The following is a 21,554-nucleotide window of genomic DNA, read 5'->3' as shown; positions in this document are numbered from 1 at the left end:
TCGTCTACCTCAGTTTCAGGGTTGCAAGGCCGATCAGCACCAGAATCACGGTGATGATCCAGAAACGGACAATCACCCGCGGCTCAGGCCAGCCCTTGAGTTCAAAATGGTGGTGGATCGGTGCCATACGGAACACGCGCTTGCCGGTCAGCTTGAAGGAGGCGACCTGGATCACCACCGACAGGGTTTCCATCACGAAGATGCCGCCCATGATGAACAGCACGATTTCCTGGCGCACGATCACGGCGATGGTGCCCAGTGCGGCGCCCAGCGCCAGCGCACCGACGTCGCCCATGAACACCTGGGCCGGATAGGTGTTGAACCACAGGAAGCCCAGGCCGGCGCCGATCAGCGCGCCGCAGAACACGATGAGTTCACCCGAGCCCGGTACATAAGGAATGAGCAAGTACTCAGCGAACTTCACGTTACCCGACAGGTAGCAGAAGATGCCCAGCGCACCACCGACCATTACCGTCGGCATGATCGCCAGGCCATCGAGGCCATCGGTCAGGTTGACCGCATTGCTGGAGCCGACGATGACGAAGTAGGTCAGGATGACGAAGCCGATGCCCAGCGGGATGGTGACATCCTTGAGGAATGGCACGATCAGGGTGGTCTCGACAGTGGTGGGAGCCGTCTGGTACAGGAAGATCGCCGCCGTCAGGCCGAACACCGACTGCCAGAAGTACTTCCAGCGGCTAGGCAGGCCGCGCGAGTTCTTTTCGATCACCTTGCGGTAGTCATCGACCCAGCCGATGGCGCCGAACAGCAGCGTGACGATCAGTACCGTCCACACATAGCGATTGGACAGGTCCGCCCACAGCAGGGTGCTGATGCCGATGGCGGACAGGATCAAGGCACCACCCATGGTTGGCGTGCCGGATTTGGACAAGTGCGATTGCGGGCCGTCATTACGGACGGCCTGACCGATCTGGCGGATCTGCAGGGTACGGATCATCCACGGGCCCAGCCACAGCGCCAGCGACAGCGCGGTCAGTACGCCAAGGATCCCACGCAGGGACAGGTACTGGAAGACCGCGAAGCCTTTGTGGAACTGTTGCAGATACTCAGCCAACAGCAGCAGCATTAATGTTTCTCCCCGCTGGCACCGCACAGTGCAGCCACGACGTTTTCCATCGCAGCGCTGCGCGAGCCCTTGATCAAGATAGTGGTATTGCTGGCAGTTTCGGCGCGAACGGCCTCGATCAGCTCAGCTTGCGTTACGAAATGACGGCCATTGGCGCCGAACGCCTTGACCGCATGTGTCATGTTGGTACCCACTGCGTACAGGGCATCGACCTTGCCGCGAGCGTAATCGCCCACCTGATGGTGACCTTCTTGCGCCCACTGCCCCAGCTCGCCGATATCCCCCAGCACCAGAACGGTGCGCCCGGAAAAGCCGGCGAGTATATCAATGGCCGCGCACATCGAGGTGGGATTTGCGTTGTAACTGTCATCGATCACGCGCACGCCACCCGGGGCGATTTGCGCCACGGTACGGCCCTTGACCGGCTGCATGGCGTTAAGGCCCGCGGCAATGCCGCTCAGGGTCAGACCAACGGCATGCGCGGCGGCAGCAGCGGCCAGGGCGTTGCTGACGTTATGCTCACCGAGCACGTTTAGCTGCACGGCCACCGATGCACCGGCGCCGTGCAGTGTGAACGACGGGCAACCCCGCGCGTCGCGACCAATGTCAGTGGCATGGAAGTCGGCGCGGGCGTCGCTGCGGGCAAAACTGATGACCTTATGGGCACCCGCGCGCGCCTTCCAGATGGCAAAGGCCTTGTCGTCCAGATTGAGGATGGCAGTGCCGCCCTCGCCCAGCCCTTCGAGAATCTCGCCCTTGGCTTCAACGATCTTCTCTGGCCCGCCGAACTCGCCGACGTGGGCAGTACCGGCATTGTTGATGATGACTACCTGTGGCTGGGTGAGGCCCACGGTGTAGCGGATCTCGCCAATGCGCGAAGCGCCCAGCTCGATGACGGCGGCGCTGTGTTGGGGAGCAATTTCCAGCAGGGTCAGCGGTGCCCCCAGGTCGTTGTTCAGGTTGCCACGGGTGGCATGAACAGGACCACGGGTACGCAGGATGCAGGCAAGCATCTCTTTGACCGTGGTCTTGCCACTGGAGCCGGTGATGGCGACCACCGGCTTGTCGTAGCCGGCACGGTTCAGCGCTCCGAGCTGGCCAAGGGCCAGACGGCAGTCGGCGACCACCAGCTGCGGCAAGTCGACATCGGCCACTTCACGCTCCACCAGCGCTGCCACGGCGCCCTTGGCCTGCACATCGGCCAAGTAGTCGTGGCCGTCGAAACGCGGCCCCACCAGGGCGACGAACAACTGCCCGGCGCCGACGCTGCGGCTGTCGATGCTGACACCGCTGAAGCTGGCGTCGGCGCCGACCAGGCGAGCGCTCAGCGCTGCGGTCAGCTGGCTGAGTGTCATGGGCTTAAGCATGTGGAGCCTCCCAGGCTGCAAGTGCCTTTTCGGCTTCGACCAAGTCAGAGAAATCATGGCGTTGGCCATTGATCTCCTGGTAATCCTCATGCCCCTTGCCCGCCAGGACGATGACGTCCGAAGCGGCAGCAGAAGCGATCAGGTGTGCGATGGCCTCGCCGCGGCCCGCGACGAACTCGACGTCGGCGGGGCGGACAAAGCCGGGGCGAATGTCGTTGAAGATCGCCTGTGGGTCTTCGGTACGAGGGTTATCGTCAGTGACCAGTACACGATCAGCCAGGCGCTCGGCCACTTCGGCCATCAGCGGACGCTTGCCCCGATCGCGATCGCCACCACAACCGAACAGGCACAGCAACTGGCCGTGGGCGTGCGGGCGCAGGGCTTGGAGTACCTGCTCCAGGGCGTCAGGGGTGTGCGCGTAATCGACCACCACCAACGGCTTCTGACCGCCGCCAAGACGCTGCATGCGCCCCACCGGGCCTTTCAACTGCGCGGTGACCTTGAGGATTTCGTCCAGCGAATAATCCAGAGCGAGCAAGGTCGCCACGGCCGCGAGCATGTTGCTCAGGTTGAAACGGCCCAGCAGCTGGCTGCGCAAGGTACGCTCACCCTGGGCGGTGACGATGATGGCCCGGACGCCATCGTCATCGAACCTGGCTTCACGGCAATACAAAGAAGCGTCGGGGTTTTCCAGGCTGTAGCTGAGCAGACGGGTCTCGATATGGTCGACACTCGGACGACGGGCAAAATCAGCCGCCAGACGACGGCCGAAACCGTCATCCAGGTTGACCACCTGGCAACGCAGGCTAGGCCAGGCGAAAAGCTTGGCCTTCGCGGCCTCGTAGGCCTCCATGCTGCCGTGATAGTCCAGATGATCACGGGACAGGTTGGTCATCACCGCAATATCGAATTCCAGCGCGGCAACACGCCCCTGCTCCAGGGCATGCGAGGATACTTCCATCGCCACGGCCTTGGCCCCGGCCTTTTTCAGGTCGTACAGCGTCGACTGCACCGCAATCGGATCTGGCGTGGTCAGTCGGCCGCTCTGCAACTCACCATAAAATCCGGTACCCAGGGTACCGATCAGGCCGCACCGTTGGCCAAGCGCATCTAGCGCCTGGGCCACCAGTTGAGTGACGCTGGTCTTGCCGTTGGTACCGGTAACCCCGACCAGGTTCAGCTGACGGCTCGGCTCGCCGTAGAAGCGGCCGGCAATATCCGACAGCTGAGCGATCAGGCCTTTGACCGGGATCAGCGGCACATCGGTGATCGGCAGCACCTGGGTGCCCTGCTGTTCGTAGGCGACCGCAGCGGCACCGCGGGCCAGCGCGTCGCTGATATGGTCACGGCCATCGACCTTGGCCCCCGGCACGGCCAGGAACAGGTCACCTGCGCGTACAGCCCGGCTGTCCAAGGTCAGCTCACGGATCAGCGGGTCGCGACTGGCGTGGGCGAAAAGCTTGCTCAGTGGCATTGTCATCATCCACGCCCTCCCTTGGCGGGTGCTGCATTGACTTGTTGCGGGTCGGCAGGCGGTGGCAGGTTGTCTGGCGGCACATTCATCAGCCGCAGGGTGCCCGACATGACGTTGCTGAATACCGGCGCCGATACCAGGCCACCGAAATAACCGCCTTTGCGCGGTTCGTCGATGACCACGACAATGGCGTAACGCGGGTCGCTCATTGGCCCGAAGCCGGCGAACAGCGAGCGGTAGGCGTTTTCGGTGTAGCCCTTGGAGCCCACTGTGGCTTTACGCGCGGTACCAGACTTGCCGCCCACGTGATAGAACGGCACCTGGGCGCGGAACACCCCGCGCGGCGCCTCGATCACTTGCTGCAACATGCCTTGCACGGTTTTGGCGGTGTCCTTTGGAATGGCCTGGACTGCCTCCGGGGCCTTGTCGACCTTGAGGATCGACAGCGGCACCATCTTCCCGTCGTTGGCCAGCGCCGCATAGGCATGCACCAGCTGCAAGGCGGTAACCGAGACGCCGTAGCCATAGGACAAGGTCGCGGTTTCGGCCTTGCGCCACTCACGATGGTTGGGCAGGTTGCCAACCCGCTCGCCCGGGAACCCAAGGCCGGTGTACTGGCCAAGGCCGACCTGGGACATGACCCGGTAGATGGCTTCGCCACCGATATCGAAGGCGATCTTGCTCATGCCCACGTTACTGGAGTTGATCAGGATGCCGGTCAGGTCGAGGATCGGCCCCTCGCTCCTGGACACGTCCTTGATGGTGTAGCGGCCGATCTGCAGGCTGCCGGGGTAGACTTCGACCTTGTCGGTGGGCTTCCAGCGCCCACTCTCCAACGCAGCGCTCATGGAGATCGGCTTGACCGTGGAGCCTGGCTCGAACACGTCAATGATCGCCCGGTTACGCATCGCCGACGGGAACATGGTGCGGCGGTTGTTGGGGTTGTAGGTCGGCTGGTTGACCATCGCCAGGACCTCACCGGTCTTGACGTCCATGATCACCAGGCTGCCGGCCTTGGCATCCTGCTCGGCGATCGCGTTACGCAGCTCGCGCGTGGCCAGGTATTGCAGGCGCAGGTCGATGGACAACGCCAAGGTCTTGCCGGCCTTGGCGTTCTTGGTTACCTGAATGTCCTTGATCAAGCGGCCCCGCCGGTCCTTGATCACTTGCCGCTTGCCGGGCACCCCGGCCAGCCACTCATCGTAGGCCAGCTCTACCCCTTCGCGGCCATGGTCATCTAGGTCGGTGAAACCGACCATGTGAGCGGTGACATCACCGGCGGGATAGAAGCGGCGGAATTCTTCGAGGCCGTATACACCCGGCACTTTCAGGTCGAGCACATGCTGCCCCTGCTCCGGGGTCAGGCCGCGGACCAGGTAGATGAATTCTTTGCTGGCCTGCTGGGTCAGGCGCTCGCTCAGCTGCTGGGCGTTCTGCCCCAATGCGGCGGCCAGTTGCGGCCAGCGGTCCTTGGACGCTTGCATTTCCTTGGGGTTGGCCCACAAGGTGGTGACAGGCGTACTGACGGCCAAGGGCTCACCATTACGGTCGGTAATCAGACCTCGGTGTGCCGGAATAGGAATATGACGCAGGCTGCGGGCATCGCCCTGGCCCTTGAGGAAGTCACGGTCGACCACCTGCAAGTCGATGATGCGCCAGCAGATGGCGCCGACCATCAACGCCAGCAGGCCGATCACCACGCGGAAGCGCCAGGGGTAGAGTGCACCTTCGAGCTTCATCATGGCGCCACCATCCGTACTTCGTCGGCGGCAGGCACGTGCATCTTCAGTTGCTCGGAAGCCAGGTTCTCGATGCGGCTGGCAGCGGTCCAGGTGCTTTGTTCGAGGATCAGCCGGCCCCACTCGGCCTGGGCCTTGTCGCGCTCATTCAACTCGCCGTACAGGGTGTTGAGCAACTGGCGATTCCAGTGGGCGCTGTACGACACGGCAATGGCCGAAACAAGCACGCCAACGAACAGCAGAAGCATCAGGAAGCTTCCGCCTGGCAAAGGCTTGGCAAATAGCCGGCTCACCGAAGCTTCTCCGCCACCCGCATCACGGCGCTGCGCGACCGCGGGTTGGCCTTGAGCTCGGCTTCGGAAGCAAACTGAGCCTTGCCGATCAGACGGATTTTCGGCTCGAAGGCCTTGTGCTGAACTGGCAGGTTGCGCGGCAGGTTGTCCGCTTCACCCTTGACCAGTTTGCGCATGAACAACTTGACGATACGGTCTTCCAGCGAATGGAAGCTAATCACCGCCAGACGGCCGCCGACTTCCAGCGCCTCGAGTGCAGCCTCAAGGCCGGCCTCAAGATCGCCCAGCTCGTTGTTGACGTGAATGCGCAGGCCCTGGAAGGCACGGGTTGCTGGGTTCTTGCCCTTTTCCCAGGCAGGGTTGGCGACCTTGAGCACTTCGGCCAGGTCCGCAGTCCGGGTGAACGGCTGCTTTTCGCGGCGCTCTACCACGGCGCGCGCCATGCGGCCGGCAAAACGTTCCTCGCCATACTCTTTGAAAACGCGGGCAATTTCCTCGACCGGCGCGGTGGCGATGAACTCGGCAGCGCTGATGCCCTGGTCGGGGTTCATGCGCATATCCAGCGGGCCGTCATTGAGGAAACTGAACCCCCGCTCAGGGTCGTCCAGCTGGGGCGAGGACACGCCCAGATCGAGCAGGATACCGCTGACCTTGCCAGCCAGGCCTCGCTCGGCCACTTCAGCGCCCAGCTCGGCAAAACTGCGCTGCACAATGACAAAGCGGCCGTCTTCGGCCGCCAGCGCTTGCCCCGTGGCAATCGCTTGAGGATCTTTGTCGAAGCCCAGCAGCCGACCATCCGGCCCGAGCTTGCTGAGGATCAGACGGCTGTGCCCGCCGCGGCCGAAGGTGCCGTCGAGATAGCAACCGTCGGCGCGCAGGGCCAATGCCTCGACAGCTTCGTCGAGCAGGACGGTGATGTGGTTGAAGCCGCTATCTATGGTCACAGGATCAGGTCACGTAAATCGTCGGGCATGGCGCCCGGTTGTTGGATAGCTGCAAGGTCGGCTGCCGAAACTGCGTTCCAGGCATCCTCATCCCACAGCTGGAATTTGTTCAGTTGCCCCACCAGCATCGCCTTCTTGTCCAGCTTGGCGTACTCCCGCAGGCGGGGCGGTACCAGGAAACGGCCACTGCCGTCGAGCTCCAGGTCAACCGCATTACCGATCAGCAAACGCTGCAGGCGGCGGTTTTCCTCACGCAACGACGGCAAGGCACGCAACTTGGCTTCAATCTGTTCCCACTCATCGAGGGGGTAAACGCACAAGCAGGGGTCGACGGCGTCGATGGTCACGATCAACTGACCATTGCAACGCGAATCGAGCTCGTCACGGTACCGGCTCGGCATGGCGAGACGGCCCTTGGCATCGAGGCTGACGGCGTTGGCTCCGCGGAACACGGCTGCGATTCCCCACAATGGTAGCTTTTTTGTGCCAGAAAACCCACTTCATCCCACTTTCTGCCACTTGCGCACACTATAGGAATCCGTCCGCTGCACCGTCAAGGCGCGTTCATACGGAAAACCCTTACAGGACCGAGATTTAGCTCAATAAAGGAAGGAGGAAGGACTACAGAGGGTAAAAAAAAGCGTGAAAAATCAAACCCACTCAAACGGATACCGTTTGAACTTAAAGTGATTTATGAAGAGTAAGATCTTTTCGGTATTACAAACGCGCTCTGCCATCGATCAAGCAGAAGGGAGGAGAGGTGGAGAGTCGATCTGTAAGCCGGGTTTTGTCGAGGACAGTCATTCCTCTACGACGGCCATCACTGGACGCCTCTAGCAACCTACCCGGTTCCGACGCGGGCCACGCCTGATGGAACCCTATTTGGTCTTGCTCCGAGTGGGGTTTACCTAGCCACGAACTGTTGCCAGACGTGCGGTGCGCTCTTACCGCACCTTTTCACCCTTACCGGCACCGAAGTGCTTAGGCGGTTATTTTCTGTGGCACTTTCCGTAGGCTCGCGCCTCCCAGGCGTTACCTGGCACTCTGCCCTATGGAGCCCGGACTTTCCTCCCCCCGCCGTTACGCAACAAAAGTTGCGGAACCAAAGCGGGCAGCGACTGTCCGATCGACTCTCCGGCGCCAAGGTTAACGGCAGCTGCGCTCAAGAACAAGCAATACCGCAATTATATCAAAGCGCCACTACTGCGCTTTCTGCTTTTCCAGTGCTGCCTGATACAACAGGTTCTTGCGCACGCCGGTGATCTCCGCCGCCAGGGCCGCTGCACGCTTGAGCGGCAATTCGGCCAAAAGCAGGTCCAGTACACGCTGCGCCTGGACGCTGATCGCCGCCTCACCCTCCGGCGCACTCCAGCCACCGACCAACACCACGCACTCGCCGCGCTGCTGGTTGCTGTCACCCGCCACGAACTCGCGCAGCTCCCCGAGCGGCAAGCCTTTGAGGGTCTCGAAGGTTTTGGTCAGCTCACGCGCGAGCAACGCCGGGCGCTCGGCACCGAACACCAGTTCCATGTCCTCCAGACACTCAAGAATGCGATGGGGCGCCTCGTAGAAAATCAAGGTACGCGGCTCTTCCTTGACCTGTTCGAGCCGGGCACGGCGGCCTGCGCTTTTGGCGGGGAGGAAGCCTTCGAAAATGAACCGATCAGAGGGCAGCCCGGCCGCCGAAAGCGCGGCAATCAGCGCACAGGCGCCAGGCACAGGCACCACATCGACGCCGGCGGCTCGCGCCTGGCGCACCAGGTGGTAACCAGGGTCGGAAATCAATGGCGTACCGGCATCGGAAACCAGCGCCACATCCTCACCGGCCAGAAGCTTGGTGATGAAACGCCCGCCTTCGTCCCGCTCATTGTGCTCGTGACAGGCAGCCAGCGGCGTATCGATGCCGAAATGCTGCAGCAGGCGGATCGAGTGCCGGGTGTCCTCGGCGGCGATCAGGGCGACGTTAGCCAACACCTTCAATGCCCTGGCGCTCATGTCGTCGAGGTTGCCAATGGGGGTCGCGACCACGTACAGCGTCCCCACGGTGGATTTCGAAGCCCCTGCCACATCAGTCACTGCGCACACCTGCCTTTCGGATCAAAGGCGCCATTGTAGCCCGAGCGCCGGTAACAGGGCGCAAAGAACTTCACCTGCAGCCACCTCAGGTACACCTATAGTGAAGGTTCGCGTTCAGCAACATCGCGCCCCGGCCAACGCTTGGGTACAATTGCCGGCCAACTTGATCGAGTAACAGGACCTTTACATGATCGCTTGCCTGCGGCTGCTCACAGCCCTCTGCCTCGCTGCCTTGCTGGCAGCCTGCGCCAGCTCGCCCTCATCCAGCCTCGGAGAGCTGCCACGCACGCCGGACGCCAGCATCGAGCAACTGCTCGAGAAAGCGGCGGCCAGCACGTCTGCCGAAGATGCCGCCCTGCTGCGCCTGAGCGCTGCCGACCTGGCATACAAGCAGAAGGACTACCCGCGCGCGGCACGCATTCTCGAGCAGGTCCCCATGGATACGCTCAAGCCTGCCCAACAGATCTTCGCCGCCACACTGGGCGCCGAACTGGCCATGAGCCGCAACCAGCCCAAAGCCGCCCTCAGCGCCTTGTCGCACCCCAGCCTGCAGCACCTCGGCCAATTGCCGGCCGAGCAGCAGGTGCGTACGTATAGCGTCCACGCCGCCGCCCTGGAAGCCGACGGTCAAGCCCTGGCCGCTGCGCAACAGCGCGTGATGCTGGCCCCACTGCTCAGCGGCCAGGCTGCCGCCGCCAACAATGACGCGACCTGGGCCTTGGTCGCCTCGCTGCCGGCAGAGCAACTGCAGCAGCCCGCTGGCGATCAGACCCTGGCCGGCTGGACCCGCCTGGCTCTGGCCGTGAAAAGCGCAGGCACGCTGGAGCAGCAGCAGGCCGCGATCGAGACCTGGCGCCAGCAACACCCAGACCATCCCGCGGCACTGCAGCTGCCATCGGCCTTGGTCAAGCTCAAGGAACTGGCAAGCCAGCCGCTGACCAAGATCGGTCTGCTGCTACCCCAGGAAGGCCCGCTTGCCGGTGTCGCCCGCGCCCTGCGTGACGGCTTCATGGCCGCGCACTTCCAGGCCCAGCAGGCGGGCCAGCAAGCGCCGGCCGTACAGGTGTATGACAGCTCACGCATCGGCTCGCTGGATGACTTCTATCGCCAGGCCCAGGCCGATGGCGTGCAACTGGTAGTCGGCCCGCTGGAAAAAGCGCTGGTCAAGAAGCTGGCCGCCAACGCCCAGCTGCCCATCACCACCCTCGCCCTGAATTACGCTGACGCGGGCCAGACCGCCCCGCCACAACTTTTCCAGTTCGGCCTGGCTGCCGAAGACGAAGCCCGCGAAGTATCGCGCCGCGCCCGCGCCGACGGCATGGTTCGCGCGGTGGCCCTGGTGCCGGCCGGTGAATGGGGCGACCGCGTGCTTGCCGCGTTCCGCCAGGACTGGGAAGGCAATGGCGGCACCATCCTCGCCGCCGAACGCATCGCCCAGCCAGTCGCCCTGGCCCAACAGATCGCCAATCTGTTCCAGCTGCGCCAGAGCGAAGGCCGCGCACAGAGCCTGCAGAGCACCGTGGGCGGCACCATTGCTGCGCAACCCTCGCGCCGCCAGGACATCGACTTCATCTTCCTCGCCTCGACCCCGCAACAGGCACAGCAGATCAAGCCCACCCTGAACTTCCAGTACGCTGGCGACGTTCCGGTCTATGCCACCTCGAACCTGTACAGCGCCAGCGGTGACGTCAACCAGTACAACGACATGAACGGCATCCGTTTCTGCGAAACCCCGTGGCTGCTCGACACCACCAACAGCCTGCGTCAGCAGGTGGTCCAGCAGTGGCCACAAGCCGCTGGCAGCCTGGGCCGTCTATATGCCATGGGTGTAGACGCCTATAGCCTGGCGCCCCGCCTGGGCCAGCTCAAAGCGCTGCCGGATAACCGTGTACAGGGACTGTCGGGCAGCCTGAGCATGAACGCCAGTCAGCGCATCGAGCGCCAGCTGCCGTGGGCTGAATTTTCGGGCGGCCAGGTCAAGCGCCTGCCCGATACCCTCCGCTGATGCCCCAAGCATCGCCAACCAGCGCCGGCCATGCCGCAGAAAACCAAGCCCTTGAGTTTCTTCAAGGGCAAGGCCTGCAACTGCTGACGCGTAATTGGCGATGCAAAGGTGGCGAGCTTGATCTGGTCATGCTCGACACCGATACAGTAGTATTCGTCGAAGTCCGCTATCGGTTGCACGCGGGCTTCGGTGGCGCCCTCGGCAGTATCGACGGGCGCAAGCAGAGGCGACTGGTGCATGCCGCCAGCCTTTTTCTGCTGAAGGAGTCTTGCTGGGCCAACCACCCGTGCCGCTTCGATGTTGTCGCCTTGCAGGGTAGCCACCACGCAGGCAGGCCGCTTCAATGGCTGAAAAACGCCTTCGAATGCTGAACCCACTCCCCTTTTATTGCTCTATGTTTCGCGGGCTGGTCCCTGTTGCGTGTAGCAAAGGCCACCGCCCCACTTAAGGTCACCAGATGGACATGCAATCCCGAATTCGCCGGCTGTTCCAGGCCAGCATCGATACCAAGCAACAGGCAATGGACATCCTGGCACCGCACATCGAGCAGGCCAGCCTGGTCATGGTCAATGCGCTGCTCAACGAGGGCAAGATGCTCGCCTGCGGCAACGGCGGCTCGGCCGGCGACGCCCAGCATTTCTCGTCGGAACTCCTCAACCGCTTTGAGCGTGAGCGTCCGAGCCTGCCGGCGATCGCCCTGACCACCGACAGCTCGACACTGACCTCGATTGCCAACGACTACAGCTACAACGAAATCTTCTCCAAGCAGATTCGCGCCCTCGGCCAGCCCGGCGACGTGCTGCTGGCGATTTCGACCAGCGGCAACTCGGCAAACGTGATTCAAGCGATCCAAGCGGCACATGATCGCGAAATGATTGTCGTAGCATTGACCGGGCGTGACGGTGGCGGCATGGCTTCGCTGCTGTTGCCCGAGGACGTGGAGATCCGCGTACCCTCGACGGTCACTGCACGCATCCAGGAAGTCCACCTGCTGGCGATCCACTGCCTGTGTGATCTGATCGACAGCCAACTGTTCGGGAGTGAAGAATGATCCCCAAGCGCCTCGGCCTGATGGCCCTGACCCTGTGCCTGAGCGTCACCGGCTGCAGCTCGGTACTGACCTCGACCCGCAATTCGCCGATCGAGGATGATCGCGGCACTCGCACCATCGGCAGCAAGATCGATGACTCGCTGATCGAAACCAAGGCCTCGGTAAACATCGCGAAAGCCAGCCCTGATCTGGACGAAGGCTCGCACATTGTCGTCAGCAGCTACAACGGCGTTGTCCTGCTCGCCGGCCAAACCCCGCGCGCCGACCTCAAGAGCCTGGCCGAGCAGACCGCCAGCCAGGTACAGCGGGTCAAGCGGGTGCATAACGAGCTGCAGGTAATGCAACCCTCCTCGATCCTTGCACGCAATAACGACGCCTGGCTGACCACCAAGATCAAGACCCAGATGCTCACCGACAATGCCGTGCCCAGCTCGCGCATCAAAGTGATCACCGAGAACGGTATCGTCTACCTGCTCGGCCTGGTTACTCAGCAGGAAGCCAACTCCGCCACTGCCGTGGTACAGGGCGTGTCGGGCGTGCAAAAGATCGTCAAGCTGTTCGAGTACATAGACTGACACCCTTGCCTGCACCAGCCCTTGAACGCGGGTGCAGGCAACCTGATCGCTCTACCTTCGCAACCTCAGGAAACACCGTATGAAAAAGCTTCTGCTGCCCGCCCTGCTGATCGGCGCCTTCGCCACCCTGGCCGGCTGCTCCACCCCAAGCCTGATTACCCTGAACGACGGTCGCGAGTTCCAGACCGTTGACGAGCCGACGTTCGATCAGGAGTCCGGCTTCTACGAATTCCAGCAGCTGGATGGTAAACAGACCCGCGTTAACCGTGACCAGATTCGCACCATCAGCGACCTGTAACCATCACCGCGCAGCAAAGAAAAAGGCGACCCTGACGGATCGCCTTTTTTCGTTACTTGACCACCTTCAGGCTCGGCCGCCCAGTCGGACGCGGCGGCTGGCCACCCCCTTCCGGCGGGCCGTCGTCGTCCGGCTCGACACCCTCATCTTCCGGCTCTTCGCCGTCCATCAACGGAGGCTCCAGCTCGAAGACCATGCCTTGGCCGTTCTCGCGGGCATAAATACCCAGAATTGCGCCGACCGGCACGAACAACGAGTGGGCAACACCACCGAAGCGCCCTTCGAAGCTCACCGCATCGTTGTCCATGTGCAGGCTGCGCACGGCACTTGGGGAGATGTTCAGGACGATCTGGCCGTCACTGGCGAAACCTTGCGGCACCTGGACTGCCGGGTATTCGGCATTGACCAGCATATGGGGCGTGCAATCGTTGTCGACGATCCACTCGTACAGTGCTCGAACCAGATAGGGGCGACTGGAGTTCATCAACGGCTCCTTAAAGCTTACGCATTTCACGTTCAACGGAAGACAGGCTCGCCAGGAAAGGCTCGCGGGCGAACTGTCGCTCCATGTAATCCAGCAGCGGCTTTGCTTGCCGCGGCAATTCGATACCCAGTACCGGCAAACGCCAGAGTATGGGCAATAGACAACAATCGACCAGGCTTTGCTCATCGCTCATGAAGCAAGCGAACTCGTTGAACAAGGGCGAGACGCCCGTCAGGCTCTCACGCAGCGCCTTGCGCGCCTCGGCACGGGCGGCATCACTGCTGCGCGAGTCGAGCACGGTATCGGCCAGCACGCACCAATCACGCTGAATGCGATGCATCAACAAGCGGCTGTTACCACGCGCCACCGGATACACCGGCATCAGCGGCGGATGCGGATAACGCTCCTCGAGGTACTCCATCACCACGGTCGATTCATACAACGCCAGGTCGCGATCGACCAGGGTCGGCACGCTGCCGTAAGGGTTCACCTCACCCAGCTTGGGTGGCAGACGACCGGGATCGACGTCGATGATCTGCACGCTGACACCTTTCTCGGCGAGAACCAGGCGTACCCGATGAGAATAATGATCAGCGGGGTCGGAATAGCAGACTAACCTGATGGTCGCGCCCATGTAGCGCCTCCTCGCATGGGGATGCTTGTGAAACTGCAAATGCAAACGCGCCCTGGAGGCCCCTTCGCTTAGACGAGGGGGCGCCCAGGGCGCGTTCAACTACCAGAAACTACTGCGTGATCAGTGCACGTCCTTCCAGTATTCGCGCTTGAGCAAGTAGGCGAACACGAAGAAGAAGGCCAGGTACAGCAACACATAGGTGCCGATGCGCTGGCTTTCCAGTTTGACCGGGTTGGCCGAATAGGCCAGGAAGGTCACCAGGTTCTTGACCTTCTCGTCGAACTGCTCAGGCGTCAGGGTACCGGAATTCGGCGTGATGGTCAGCTGGTCACACGCTTCATGGGTCAAAGGGCTGCCGGTCAAGGGGTCGAATTGCTTCTTGCCATCGACCACCCTCTGCACCTGCTTGCACCCGATCACCTGGTTACCCTGCAGCCCGACCAGCACATTGGGCATGCCGACGTTCGGGAATACCTTGTTGTTGACCCCATAAGGCCGCGATTTGTCCTCATAGAAGCTGCGCAGGTAGGTGTACAGCCAATCGGTACCCCGCACCCGGGCAACCAGGGTCAGGTCAGGCGGCGCAGCCCCGAACCAGGTCTTGGCATCATCGGGCTTCATGCCGATGTTCATGTGGTCGCCGATCTTGGCCCCGGTGAACACCAGTTTCTCGAGCATCAGCTCATGGGGTATTCCCAAGTCATCGGCTACGCGCTCGTAACGCTGGAACTTGGCGCTGTGGCAACCCATGCAATAGTTGGCGAAAGTCCGCGCACCATCCTGCATCGCAGCCTTGTCCGTCAGGTCGATATCGACTTTGTCCAGCTCCAACCCCGGCCCGGCAGCAAAGGTAAAGGCAGGCATCACTGCCAGCAAAAATACTGCAATCAACTTTTTCATCAGCCAGTCACCCTTTCCGGAACCGGTTTGGTCTTCTCAAGCCTTGTGTAGAACGGCATCAACAGGAAGTAGGCGAAGTACAGCACGGTGCACACCTGCGACAGCAGCGTGCGGCCTGGGGTAGGCGCCAGCACCCCCAAAATGCCGAGGATGACGAAGGAAATGCAGAACACCAGCAGGAAGACCTTGCTGATCCAGCCCTTGTAGCGCATTGAGCGTACCGGGCTTCGGTCGAGCCAAGGCAACACGAACAGCACGGCGATCGCCGCCCCCATGGCGATTACGCCCATGAGCTTGTCGGGCACCGCACGCAAAATCGCGTAGAACGGCGTGAAGTACCAGACCGGCGCGATATGCTCAGGCGTCTTGAACGCGTTGGCCTGTTCGAAGTTGGGTTTTTCCAGGAAGTAGCCGCCCATTTCCGGGAAGAAGAACACTACCGCACAGAAGACGAACAGGAACACCACCACGCCGACAATGTCCTTGACGGTGTAGTACGGGTGGAACGGGATACCATCCAGCGGGATACCGTTCTCGTCCTTTTTCTTCTTGATATCGACCCCATCAGGGTTGTTCGAACCCACCTCGTGCAAGGCGAGGATGTGCAACACAACCAGCCCGAGAATGACGATCGGCAGGGCCACTACGTGCAGCGCAAAGAAGCGGTTCAGGGTGATGCCAGAAATCAGGTAGTCACCGCGGATCCACTGGGTGAGGTCGTCGCCGATCACCGGGATCGCACCGAACAGCGAGATGATCACCTGGGCACCCCAGTACGACATCTGCCCCCAAGGCAGCAGATAGCCCATGAAGGCCTCGGCCATCAGCGCCAGGTAGATCAGCATACCGAACAGCCAGACCAGTTCCCGTGGCTTTTGGTAGGAGCCATAGAGCAGGCCGCGAAACATGTGCAGGTAGACCACCACGAAGAACGCCGAAGCGCCGGTGGAGTGCAAATAACGCAAGATCCAGCCGTACTCCACGTCACGCATGATGTACTCGACCGACGCGAAGGCCTCTTCCGCCGAGGGCGTGAAACTCATGGTCAGCCATACACCGGTGACGATCTGGTTGACCAGCACCAACAGGGCCAACGAGCCGAAGAAATACAGGAAATTGAAGTTCTTGGGCGCGTAATACTTGCTCAGGTGATCTTCCCACATCTTGGTGGCGGGGAAGCGAGCATCAATCCAGTCCATGAACTTGCTCATCATGCTTTCTCCTGGTCGACGCCGATGACGACGATGTCATCCGACTCGTAAGAGTGCGGTGGCACTGGCAGGTTGAGAGGTGCTGGCTGCGATTTGTAGACACGCCCGGCCAAGTCGTAGTGGGAACCGTGGCAGGGGCAGAAGTAACCCCCCACCCATTTCGGCCCAAGGTCGGCGGGCGCGACTTCCGGGCGGAAGGTCGGCGAGCAGCCAAGGTGGGTGCACAGGCCTACGAGAATGAGGATTTCCGGCTTGATCGAGCGCACCTGGGGGTCGACGTACTCCGGCTGCACCGAGGCCTTCGATTCAGGGTCGGCGAGCTCGGCCGTGACCTTCGTGAGGTTCCCCAGAATCTCGTCCGTTCGCCGCACGATGAACACTGGCTGACCGCGCCACTCCGCCACCATCTGCTGCCCAGGTTCGACCTTGGCGATGTTGACCTTCACCGGTGCACCAGCCGCCTTCGCCTTGGCACTGGGAAACCATGACCCCACGAACGGTACCGCAGCCCCCACTGCCCCCGCTGCCCCGACCACGGATGTCGCGGCTACGAGGAAGCGGCGCCGGCCTGCGTTGACGCCGTCATTGCTCATTCAGTCCTCTCCCATCAGCTTGCTTGGCCTGTTGAATCAGGCCTGTACTTAGGTAATGTCTGTGGCACCCAAAATTGGCCGCCATGGTAAGAAACAAATCCACACAGTGACAAGGTGATTAACCCCGGTATGGGCTACAACCCTCGCTTTGCTTGATCTGCGTCTATGCGGCAGGACACCACGGACATGCTGACAGGTTAGTTCAAGACATAAAAAAAGCCCGGTTCCAAGGAACCGGGCTTTTTTCGACTGCCGAAGCGGTATTAACGCTTGGAGTACTGAGGACGCTTACGCGCTTTACGCAGACCCACTTTCTTACGCTCGACTTCACGAGCGTCGCGGGTGACGTAGCCAGCACGACGCAGAGCGCCACGCAGGGTTTCGTCGTATTCCATCAGAGCGCGGGTGATACCGTGACGGATCGCACCGGCTTGACCGCTGACACCACCACCGGCAACGGTGACGTAGATGTCGAACTTCTCGGTGCTCTCGGTCAGCTCCAGCGGCTGGCGAACAACCATGCGAGCGGTTTCGCGGCCGAAGAAGGTGTCCAGAGGACGGTTGTTGATGGAGATGTTACCAGTACCCGGACGCAGGAAAACGCGAGCGGTTGCGGTCTTGCGACGGCCAGTGCCGTAATTTTGAGTCGCCGACATAATGAACTATCCCGTTAGATCTTCAGTTCTTGAGGCTGCTGAGCAGTGTGTGGGTGAGCAGCACCCGCGTACACTTTCAGCTTACGGTACATGTCGCGACCCAGCGGGTTCTTCGGCAGCATGCCTTTGACCGCGGTTTCGATAACACGCTCAGGGGCCTTGGCGATCAACTTCTCGAAGTTGATTTCCTTGATACCGCCCGGGAAGCCGGAGTGGGAGTAGTACATCTTGTCGGAAGACTTGGCGCCAGTTACACGGATTTGCTCGGCGTTGATAACGACGATGTAGTCGCCGGTGTCAACGTGAGGGGTGTATTCTGGTTTGTGCTTGCCACGCAGACGGCTAGCGATTTCGGTAGCCAGACGACCCAGGGTCTGGCCAGCGGCGTCGACTACGAACCACTCGCGCTTTACTGTTTCCGGTTTAGCAGTAAAAGTTTTCATTCTCTAAAGCCTCAGAGGCCGCCCAGCGAAAAATAGACGGCGAATCTTACTGGATAGTGCACAGCTTGCCAAGGGCAAACGCGCAGCCGAACACAGACGCTTTTGGGGGCTCGGGTCGGGCACGCCAATGTTCGACGGGGTTCTTCCTGTGTGGTGGTGCATCACTTCCGCCACACGGAGAGGTGCCGAATTATCCAGATTGCGCGAAAAATTTCAACCTGCTTTTATGGGTGTCTTTGCCTAGGAGTGTTTTCCCGATGGAATACCGCAAGCTTGGCCGTACCGATCTCGATGTCAGCGCCCTGTGCCTGGGCACCATGACCTGGGGCGAGCAGAACAATGAGGCCGAGGCCTTCGCCCAGATCAAACTGGCCAAAACCAGCGGGGTCAACTTCATCGACACCGCAGAAATGTACCCCGTGCCGCCACGCCCGGAGACCTATGCCGCCACCGAGCGCATCATCGGCAACTGGTTCCGCCAGCACGGCGACCGCGATGAATGGGTTCTCGCCAGCAAGGTCGCAGGCCCCGGCAACGGTATCAGCCATATCCGCGACGGCCAGCTCAAGCACAACCGCCAGCATATCGTAGCGGCGCTGGATGCAAGCCTTGAGCGCCTGCAGACCGACCGTATCGACCTGTATCAGCTGCACTGGCCGGAGCGCAGCACCAATTTCTTCGGCAAGCTGGGTTACCAGCACCTGGCGCATGACCTGTTCACCCCGCTGGAAGAAACCCTCGAGGTGCTTGACGAGCAGGTGCGGGCAGGCAAGATCCGCCACATTGGCCTTTCCAACGAAACGCCGTGGGGCACCATGAAGTTCCTGCACCTGGCCGAAACCCGCGGCTGGCCCCGGGCGGTGTCGATACAGAACCCGTACAACCTGCTCAACCGCAGCTTCGAGGTGGGCCTGGCGGAAGTGGCCATCCGCGAGCAGTGCGGCCTGTTGGCCTACTCGCCGCTGGCCTTCGGCATGCTGTCGGGCAAATACGAAAACGGCGCCCGACCAGAAAATGGTCGCCTGACCCTGTTCAGCCGCTTCGCCCGTTACTCCAACCCACAGACAGTGGCGGCCTGCAGCCGTTATGTGCAACTGGCCCAGGCACACGGGCTGGACCCGGCGCAGATGGCCCTGGCATTCGTCACCCGCCAGCCCTTCGTGACCAGCAACATCATCGGTGCCACCGACCTGGTGCAACTTCAGAGCAACCTCAACAGCCTGGAGCTGAACCTGAGCGATGAGCTACTGGCGGCGATCGAAGCGATTCATCAGGAGCAGCCGAACCCCGCGCCTTGAGCGAAGCTGCAAGCTGCAAGTCAGAGTGAGTGTTGCACTCGCTGCTTTTTTCTTGCCGCTTGCAGCTCGAAGCTTGCAGCTCGACAAAAAACATAAGACGATCCAGCCGGTGATTGACCACTCTACCCTATAAGAACAATGACAATGATGTTTACCCAACCCTCCGCGTCGCTGCGGCGCGTCAGCATCCTGGCCATTGACAAGGTGTTCGCTTCGACCTTGATGCAAGCCAAGGACTTTTTCCACCTCGCCAGCCTGCGCTACAGCAAACAGCTGGGCCTGGGCTTGCAGCCCATGTTCGAGATCTGTCTGGTGAGCCCCGACGGCCAGCCGGTGGACAGCTTCAGCAATGTGCAGCTGCCGGTCGATGGCGGCCTGGATGACGCCGATGTGATCATCCTTCCGGCCTTCTGGGAAGACTTCGACAACCTGCTGCAACGTTATCCGCAAGTGCTGCCCTGGTTGCGCGAGCAACATGCCCGCGGCGCCGTACTGTGCGCTGAAGCCAGCGGGGTGTTCTGGCTGGCCGAGGCCGGCCTGCTCGACGGCAAGGAAGCGACCACCTACTGGCGCTTCTTCACCAGCTTCGCCGAGCGCTATCCGAAAGTGCGTCTGAACCAGGACAAGCACCTGACCGACGCCGACAACCTTTACTGCGCCGGCGGCACCACTTCGGCCTGCGACCTGTACATCTACCTGATCGAACGCTTCTGCGGGGCCAACGTAGCCCGCGCCGTGGCCCGCGACATCCTCTACGAAGTGCAGCGCAACTACACTCCCGGGCGCATGGGTTTCGGCGGCCAGAAGCTGCACCAGGACCTGATCATCCTGCAGATCCAGCACTGGCTCGAGGAGCACTTCGCCGACAAGTTCCGCTTCGAGGATGTGGCCCGCAACCATGGCATGAGCATCCGCAACTTCATGCGGCGCTTCCAGGGCGCGACCGGCGACAAGCCGCTGCACTACCTGCAGCGGCTAAGGATCGAGACGGCCAAGGGCCTGCTGTCGAGCACGCGCAAGAGCATCAAGACCATCAGCTATGAAGTCGGCTATGACGATGCGAGTTTCTTTGCGCGGCTGTTCCGCCAGCACACGGAATTGTCACCGAACCAGTATCGGCAGCAGTTTGTGCAGGAAGCCTGAAGGGCTTTCTGAGCGGCAAGCTGCGAGCTGCAAGCTGCAAGAAAAGGCCAAAGCAATCCGCGTACTGCTTTGGCTTTTTCTTGCAGCTTGCAGCTTGAAGCTTGAAGCTTGAAGCTTGCGCCCGTCAGGGCTTGTGGGCGCGGGAGAGGAATTCGTGCGACTGCATTTCCAGCAACCGGCTCAAGGTGCGCTGGAACTCGAAGCTCAGGCGCCCGCCGGTGTACAGATCCTTGAGCTCTACCTCGGCCGAAATGATCAGCTTGACGTTGCGGTCATAGAACTCGTCCACCATGTTGATGAAGCGCCGGGCGATGTCGTCGGTGGTGACGCCCATCTGCTCGACATTGCTCAACAGCACGGCATGGAAAATCTTGCCCAGCTCGATGTAGTCGTTCTGGCTGCGTGGCCCATCGCACAGGGCGCGGAAGTCGAACCAGGCAACATCGTCACAGGTCCGCAAGGCATGGATCGGACGGTTCTCGATCATCAGCACATCATTGTCGACGGCCTGGGTGCACTCGGGTGTCAGCGCCTTGAAGCTCGCCCGCATGCTCTGCTCGGCAGCCTCGTCGAGCGGGAAGTGGAACAGTTCGGCCTGCTCCAGGTGACGCAGGCGGTAGTCGACCCCGCTATCGACGTTCACCACGTCCGTGTACTGCTTGATCATGGCAATGGCCGGCAGGAAGCGCGCACGCTGCAGGCCATCCTTGTACAGGCCGTCCGGGACGATGTTGGAGGTCGCCACCAGCGACACGCCGTTCTTGAACAGCTCTTCCATCAGGGTGCCGAGGATCATGGCATCGGTGATGTCGGAGACGAAGAATTCATCGAAACAGATCACCTTGGCTTCATCGCTGAAGCGCTTCGCGATGATGGTCAACGGGTTCTTCTCGCCCTTGAGGGTTTTCATCTCCTCGTGCACACGCTTCATGAAGCGGTGGAAGTGCGTACGCATCTTCTGCTTGAACGGCAGCGCTTCATAGAAAGTATCGACCAGGTAGGTCTTGCCCCGGCCTACCCCGCCCCAGAAATACAGGCCCTTGACCGGCGTCTGTTCCTTCTTGCCGAACAGCTTGCCGAACATGCCCGGCTTGTTGTTCTGCGCGTGTACCAGGTCGTCGTACAGACGCTGCAAGTGACGCACCGCAGTTTCCTGCGCCGCATCATGGAAGAAGTCGGGACGTTTCAGATCTGCTTGATATCGTTCTAGGGGCGTCATGATTTCGTTAGCGAGGCAACAAAAAACGGGCCGTCACTGTAGCGAGCGGCCCGCTTAATGGCAA

The 21,554-nt window shown here is 61.3% G+C and carries 23 protein-coding genes and 1 other RNA gene; 7 read left to right on the top strand and 17 right to left on the bottom strand.

Annotated elements, in window-relative coordinates:
• Window positions 1–4: 4 nt before the first annotated feature.
• The 9 genes from mraY to rsmI form a co-directional block, all read right to left on the bottom strand.
• Window positions 5–1,087 (bottom strand): phospho-N-acetylmuramoyl-pentapeptide-transferase, encoded by a 1,083-nt coding sequence (mraY, locus tag OSW16_RS04835; RefSeq protein ID WP_241804716.1) that lies wholly within the window; start codon window positions 1,085–1,087, stop codon window positions 5–7.
• On the bottom strand, window positions 1,087–2,454 hold the full coding sequence (locus tag OSW16_RS04830) for a UDP-N-acetylmuramoyl-tripeptide--D-alanyl-D-alanine ligase (RefSeq protein WP_267821152.1): 1,368 nt from the start codon (window positions 2,452–2,454) through the stop codon (window positions 1,087–1,089). Before OSW16_RS04830 ends, mraY begins: the two co-directional genes overlap by 1 nt.
• Window positions 2,447–3,937 (bottom strand): UDP-N-acetylmuramoyl-L-alanyl-D-glutamate--2,6-diaminopimelate ligase, encoded by a 1,491-nt coding sequence (murE, locus tag OSW16_RS04825; RefSeq protein ID WP_267821150.1) that lies wholly within the window; start codon window positions 3,935–3,937, stop codon window positions 2,447–2,449. Before murE ends, OSW16_RS04830 begins: the two co-directional genes overlap by 8 nt.
• Window positions 3,934–5,667: a peptidoglycan D,D-transpeptidase FtsI family protein gene (locus tag OSW16_RS04820; RefSeq protein WP_267823888.1), complete on the bottom strand. Its 1,734-nt coding sequence runs from the start codon at window positions 5,665–5,667 to the stop codon at window positions 3,934–3,936. The genes murE and OSW16_RS04820 overlap by 4 nt, the downstream gene beginning before the upstream one ends.
• A complete protein-coding gene (gene ftsL / locus OSW16_RS04815; RefSeq protein WP_012312861.1) occupies window positions 5,667–5,960 on the bottom strand; it encodes a cell division protein FtsL in 294 nt (97 codons plus the stop codon). Before ftsL ends, OSW16_RS04820 begins: the two co-directional genes overlap by 1 nt.
• A complete protein-coding gene (rsmH, locus tag OSW16_RS04810) occupies window positions 5,957–6,904 on the bottom strand; it encodes a 16S rRNA (cytosine(1402)-N(4))-methyltransferase RsmH (RefSeq protein WP_418942031.1) in 948 nt (315 codons plus the stop codon). The genes ftsL and rsmH overlap by 4 nt, the downstream gene beginning before the upstream one ends.
• Window positions 6,901–7,356, bottom strand: coding sequence for a division/cell wall cluster transcriptional repressor MraZ (mraZ, locus tag OSW16_RS04805; protein WP_011535546.1), 456 nt, complete (start codon window positions 7,354–7,356; stop codon window positions 6,901–6,903). Before mraZ ends, rsmH begins: the two co-directional genes overlap by 4 nt.
• A gap of 308 nt (window positions 7,357–7,664) precedes the next feature.
• Window positions 7,665–8,038: RNase P RNA component class A (rnpB, locus tag OSW16_RS04800), an RNA gene on the bottom strand.
• A 66-nt stretch (window positions 8,039–8,104) separates the two neighbouring features.
• On the bottom strand, window positions 8,105–8,899 hold the full coding sequence (gene rsmI / locus OSW16_RS04795; protein WP_372490469.1) for a 16S rRNA (cytidine(1402)-2'-O)-methyltransferase: 795 nt from the start codon (window positions 8,897–8,899) through the stop codon (window positions 8,105–8,107).
• A gap of 268 nt (window positions 8,900–9,167) precedes the next feature.
• Here rsmI and OSW16_RS04790 point away from each other — a divergent pair, with 268 nt between their 5' ends.
• The 5 genes from OSW16_RS04790 (at window position 9,168) to OSW16_RS04770 (ending at window position 12,909) form a co-directional block, all read left to right on the top strand.
• Window positions 9,168–10,985: a penicillin-binding protein activator gene (locus tag OSW16_RS04790; protein ID WP_267821145.1), complete on the top strand. Its 1,818-nt coding sequence runs from the start codon at window positions 9,168–9,170 to the stop codon at window positions 10,983–10,985.
• Window positions 10,985–11,356, top strand: coding sequence for a YraN family protein (locus tag OSW16_RS04785; RefSeq protein WP_267821143.1), 372 nt, complete (start codon window positions 10,985–10,987; stop codon window positions 11,354–11,356). The genes OSW16_RS04790 and OSW16_RS04785 overlap by 1 nt, the downstream gene beginning before the upstream one ends.
• An 86-nt stretch (window positions 11,357–11,442) precedes the next feature.
• Window positions 11,443–12,036 carry a phosphoheptose isomerase gene (locus OSW16_RS04780; RefSeq protein ID WP_008097558.1) on the top strand — a complete coding sequence of 198 codons (594 nt, stop codon included), beginning with the start codon at window positions 11,443–11,445 and terminating at the stop codon, window positions 12,034–12,036.
• Complete coding sequence (locus OSW16_RS04775) at window positions 12,033–12,611, top strand: BON domain-containing protein (RefSeq protein ID WP_267821140.1); 579 nt, start codon at window positions 12,033–12,035, stop codon at window positions 12,609–12,611. The genes OSW16_RS04780 and OSW16_RS04775 overlap by 4 nt, the downstream gene beginning before the upstream one ends.
• Window positions 12,612–12,690: 79 nt before the next feature.
• Window positions 12,691–12,909 carry a YgdI/YgdR family lipoprotein gene (locus OSW16_RS04770; protein WP_241804709.1) on the top strand — a complete coding sequence of 73 codons (219 nt, stop codon included), beginning with the start codon at window positions 12,691–12,693 and terminating at the stop codon, window positions 12,907–12,909.
• A gap of 52 nt (window positions 12,910–12,961) precedes the next feature.
• Here the strand turns inward: OSW16_RS04770 and OSW16_RS04765 are convergent, their stop codons facing one another.
• The 7 genes from OSW16_RS04765 to rplM all read right to left on the bottom strand — a co-directional run bounded on the left by OSW16_RS04765 (window position 12,962) and on the right by rplM (window position 17,830).
• A complete protein-coding gene (locus OSW16_RS04765; RefSeq protein WP_267821138.1) occupies window positions 12,962–13,393 on the bottom strand; it encodes a ClpXP protease specificity-enhancing factor in 432 nt (143 codons plus the stop codon).
• A 10-nt stretch (window positions 13,394–13,403) separates the two neighbouring features.
• A complete protein-coding gene (locus tag OSW16_RS04760) occupies window positions 13,404–14,027 on the bottom strand; it encodes a glutathione S-transferase N-terminal domain-containing protein (protein WP_267821136.1) in 624 nt (207 codons plus the stop codon).
• 120 nt (window positions 14,028–14,147) lie between these two features.
• The gene (locus OSW16_RS04755) at window positions 14,148–14,927 is read right to left on the bottom strand and encodes a cytochrome c1 (RefSeq protein ID WP_267821134.1); all 780 of its coding nucleotides are present in this window, start codon (window positions 14,925–14,927) and stop codon (window positions 14,148–14,150) included.
• Window positions 14,927–16,138, bottom strand: a complete 1,212-nt coding sequence (locus OSW16_RS04750; RefSeq protein ID WP_241804923.1) for a cytochrome b — start codon at window positions 16,136–16,138, stop codon at window positions 14,927–14,929. The genes OSW16_RS04755 and OSW16_RS04750 overlap by 1 nt, the downstream gene beginning before the upstream one ends.
• Entirely contained in the window at window positions 16,138–16,731 is a 594-nt protein-coding gene (petA, locus tag OSW16_RS04745) for a ubiquinol-cytochrome c reductase iron-sulfur subunit (protein WP_267821132.1), read from the bottom strand. Before petA ends, OSW16_RS04750 begins: the two co-directional genes overlap by 1 nt.
• Before the next feature lie 263 nt (window positions 16,732–16,994).
• Window positions 16,995–17,387, bottom strand: a complete 393-nt coding sequence (rpsI, locus tag OSW16_RS04740) for a 30S ribosomal protein S9 (protein WP_012312849.1) — start codon at window positions 17,385–17,387, stop codon at window positions 16,995–16,997.
• Between the two features lie 14 nt (window positions 17,388–17,401).
• A complete protein-coding gene (rplM, locus tag OSW16_RS04735) occupies window positions 17,402–17,830 on the bottom strand; it encodes a 50S ribosomal protein L13 (RefSeq protein ID WP_008097538.1) in 429 nt (142 codons plus the stop codon).
• A 257-nt stretch (window positions 17,831–18,087) separates the two neighbouring features.
• Here rplM and OSW16_RS04730 point away from each other — a divergent pair, with 257 nt between their 5' ends.
• Window positions 18,088–19,128 carry an NADP(H)-dependent aldo-keto reductase gene (locus OSW16_RS04730; RefSeq protein ID WP_267821129.1) on the top strand — a complete coding sequence of 347 codons (1,041 nt, stop codon included), beginning with the start codon at window positions 18,088–18,090 and terminating at the stop codon, window positions 19,126–19,128.
• A 222-nt stretch (window positions 19,129–19,350) separates the two neighbouring features.
• Window positions 19,351–20,271 (top strand): GlxA family transcriptional regulator, encoded by a 921-nt coding sequence (locus OSW16_RS04725; RefSeq protein WP_267823885.1) that lies wholly within the window; start codon window positions 19,351–19,353, stop codon window positions 20,269–20,271.
• Between the two features lie 124 nt (window positions 20,272–20,395).
• Here OSW16_RS04725 and zapE read toward each other — a convergent pair whose 3' ends face one another.
• The gene (gene zapE, locus OSW16_RS04720) at window positions 20,396–21,490 is read right to left on the bottom strand and encodes a cell division protein ZapE (RefSeq protein WP_267821127.1); all 1,095 of its coding nucleotides are present in this window, start codon (window positions 21,488–21,490) and stop codon (window positions 20,396–20,398) included.
• Window positions 21,491–21,554 lie beyond the last annotated feature (64 nt).

It is taken from the genome of Pseudomonas putida (assembly GCF_026625125.1).
In the GTDB taxonomy this organism is placed as follows: Bacteria; Pseudomonadota; Gammaproteobacteria; order Pseudomonadales; family Pseudomonadaceae; genus Aquipseudomonas; species Aquipseudomonas putida_X.
This window is presented reverse-complemented; position numbering and strand designations above follow the sequence as displayed.

Excerpts from the sequence above, each read along its gene's own strand:
- OSW16_RS04820 (WP_267823888.1), bottom strand. The coding sequence starts at position 5,667 with ATGAAGCTCGAAGGTGCACTCTACCCCTGGCGCTTCCGCGTGGTGATC.
- OSW16_RS04780 (WP_008097558.1), top strand. The coding sequence starts at position 11,443 with ATGGACATGCAATCCCGAATTCGCCGGCTGTTCCAGGCCAGCATCGAT.
- rsmI (WP_372490469.1), bottom strand. The coding sequence starts at position 8,899 with ATGAGCGCCAGGGCATTGAAGGTGTTGGCTAACGTCGCCCTGATCGCC.
- OSW16_RS04790 (WP_267821145.1), top strand. The coding sequence starts at position 9,168 with ATGATCGCTTGCCTGCGGCTGCTCACAGCCCTCTGCCTCGCTGCCTTG.
- OSW16_RS04750 (WP_241804923.1), bottom strand. The coding sequence starts at position 16,138 with ATGAGCAAGTTCATGGACTGGATTGATGCTCGCTTCCCCGCCACCAAG.
- OSW16_RS04725 (WP_267823885.1), top strand. The coding sequence starts at position 19,351 with ATGCAAGCCAAGGACTTTTTCCACCTCGCCAGCCTGCGCTACAGCAAA.
- OSW16_RS04765 (WP_267821138.1), bottom strand. The coding sequence starts at position 13,393 with ATGAACTCCAGTCGCCCCTATCTGGTTCGAGCACTGTACGAGTGGATC.
- mraY (WP_241804716.1), bottom strand. The coding sequence starts at position 1,087 with ATGCTGCTGCTGTTGGCTGAGTATCTGCAACAGTTCCACAAAGGCTTC.
- rpsI (WP_012312849.1), bottom strand. The coding sequence starts at position 17,387 with ATGTCGGCGACTCAAAATTACGGCACTGGCCGTCGCAAGACCGCAACC.
- OSW16_RS04830 (WP_267821152.1), bottom strand. The coding sequence starts at position 2,454 with ATGCTTAAGCCCATGACACTCAGCCAGCTGACCGCAGCGCTGAGCGCT.
- murE (WP_267821150.1), bottom strand. The coding sequence starts at position 3,937 with ATGATGACAATGCCACTGAGCAAGCTTTTCGCCCACGCCAGTCGCGAC.
- OSW16_RS04730 (WP_267821129.1), top strand. The coding sequence starts at position 18,088 with ATGGAATACCGCAAGCTTGGCCGTACCGATCTCGATGTCAGCGCCCTG.
- OSW16_RS04775 (WP_267821140.1), top strand. The coding sequence starts at position 12,033 with ATGATCCCCAAGCGCCTCGGCCTGATGGCCCTGACCCTGTGCCTGAGC.
- zapE (WP_267821127.1), bottom strand. The coding sequence starts at position 21,490 with ATGACGCCCCTAGAACGATATCAAGCAGATCTGAAACGTCCCGACTTC.
- rplM (WP_008097538.1), bottom strand. The coding sequence starts at position 17,830 with ATGAAAACTTTTACTGCTAAACCGGAAACAGTAAAGCGCGAGTGGTTC.
- OSW16_RS04755 (WP_267821134.1), bottom strand. The coding sequence starts at position 14,927 with ATGAAAAAGTTGATTGCAGTATTTTTGCTGGCAGTGATGCCTGCCTTT.
- OSW16_RS04785 (WP_267821143.1), top strand. The coding sequence starts at position 10,985 with ATGCCCCAAGCATCGCCAACCAGCGCCGGCCATGCCGCAGAAAACCAA.
- petA (WP_267821132.1), bottom strand. The coding sequence starts at position 16,731 with ATGAGCAATGACGGCGTCAACGCAGGCCGGCGCCGCTTCCTCGTAGCC.
- OSW16_RS04770 (WP_241804709.1), top strand. The coding sequence starts at position 12,691 with ATGAAAAAGCTTCTGCTGCCCGCCCTGCTGATCGGCGCCTTCGCCACC.
- OSW16_RS04760 (WP_267821136.1), bottom strand. The coding sequence starts at position 14,027 with ATGGGCGCGACCATCAGGTTAGTCTGCTATTCCGACCCCGCTGATCAT.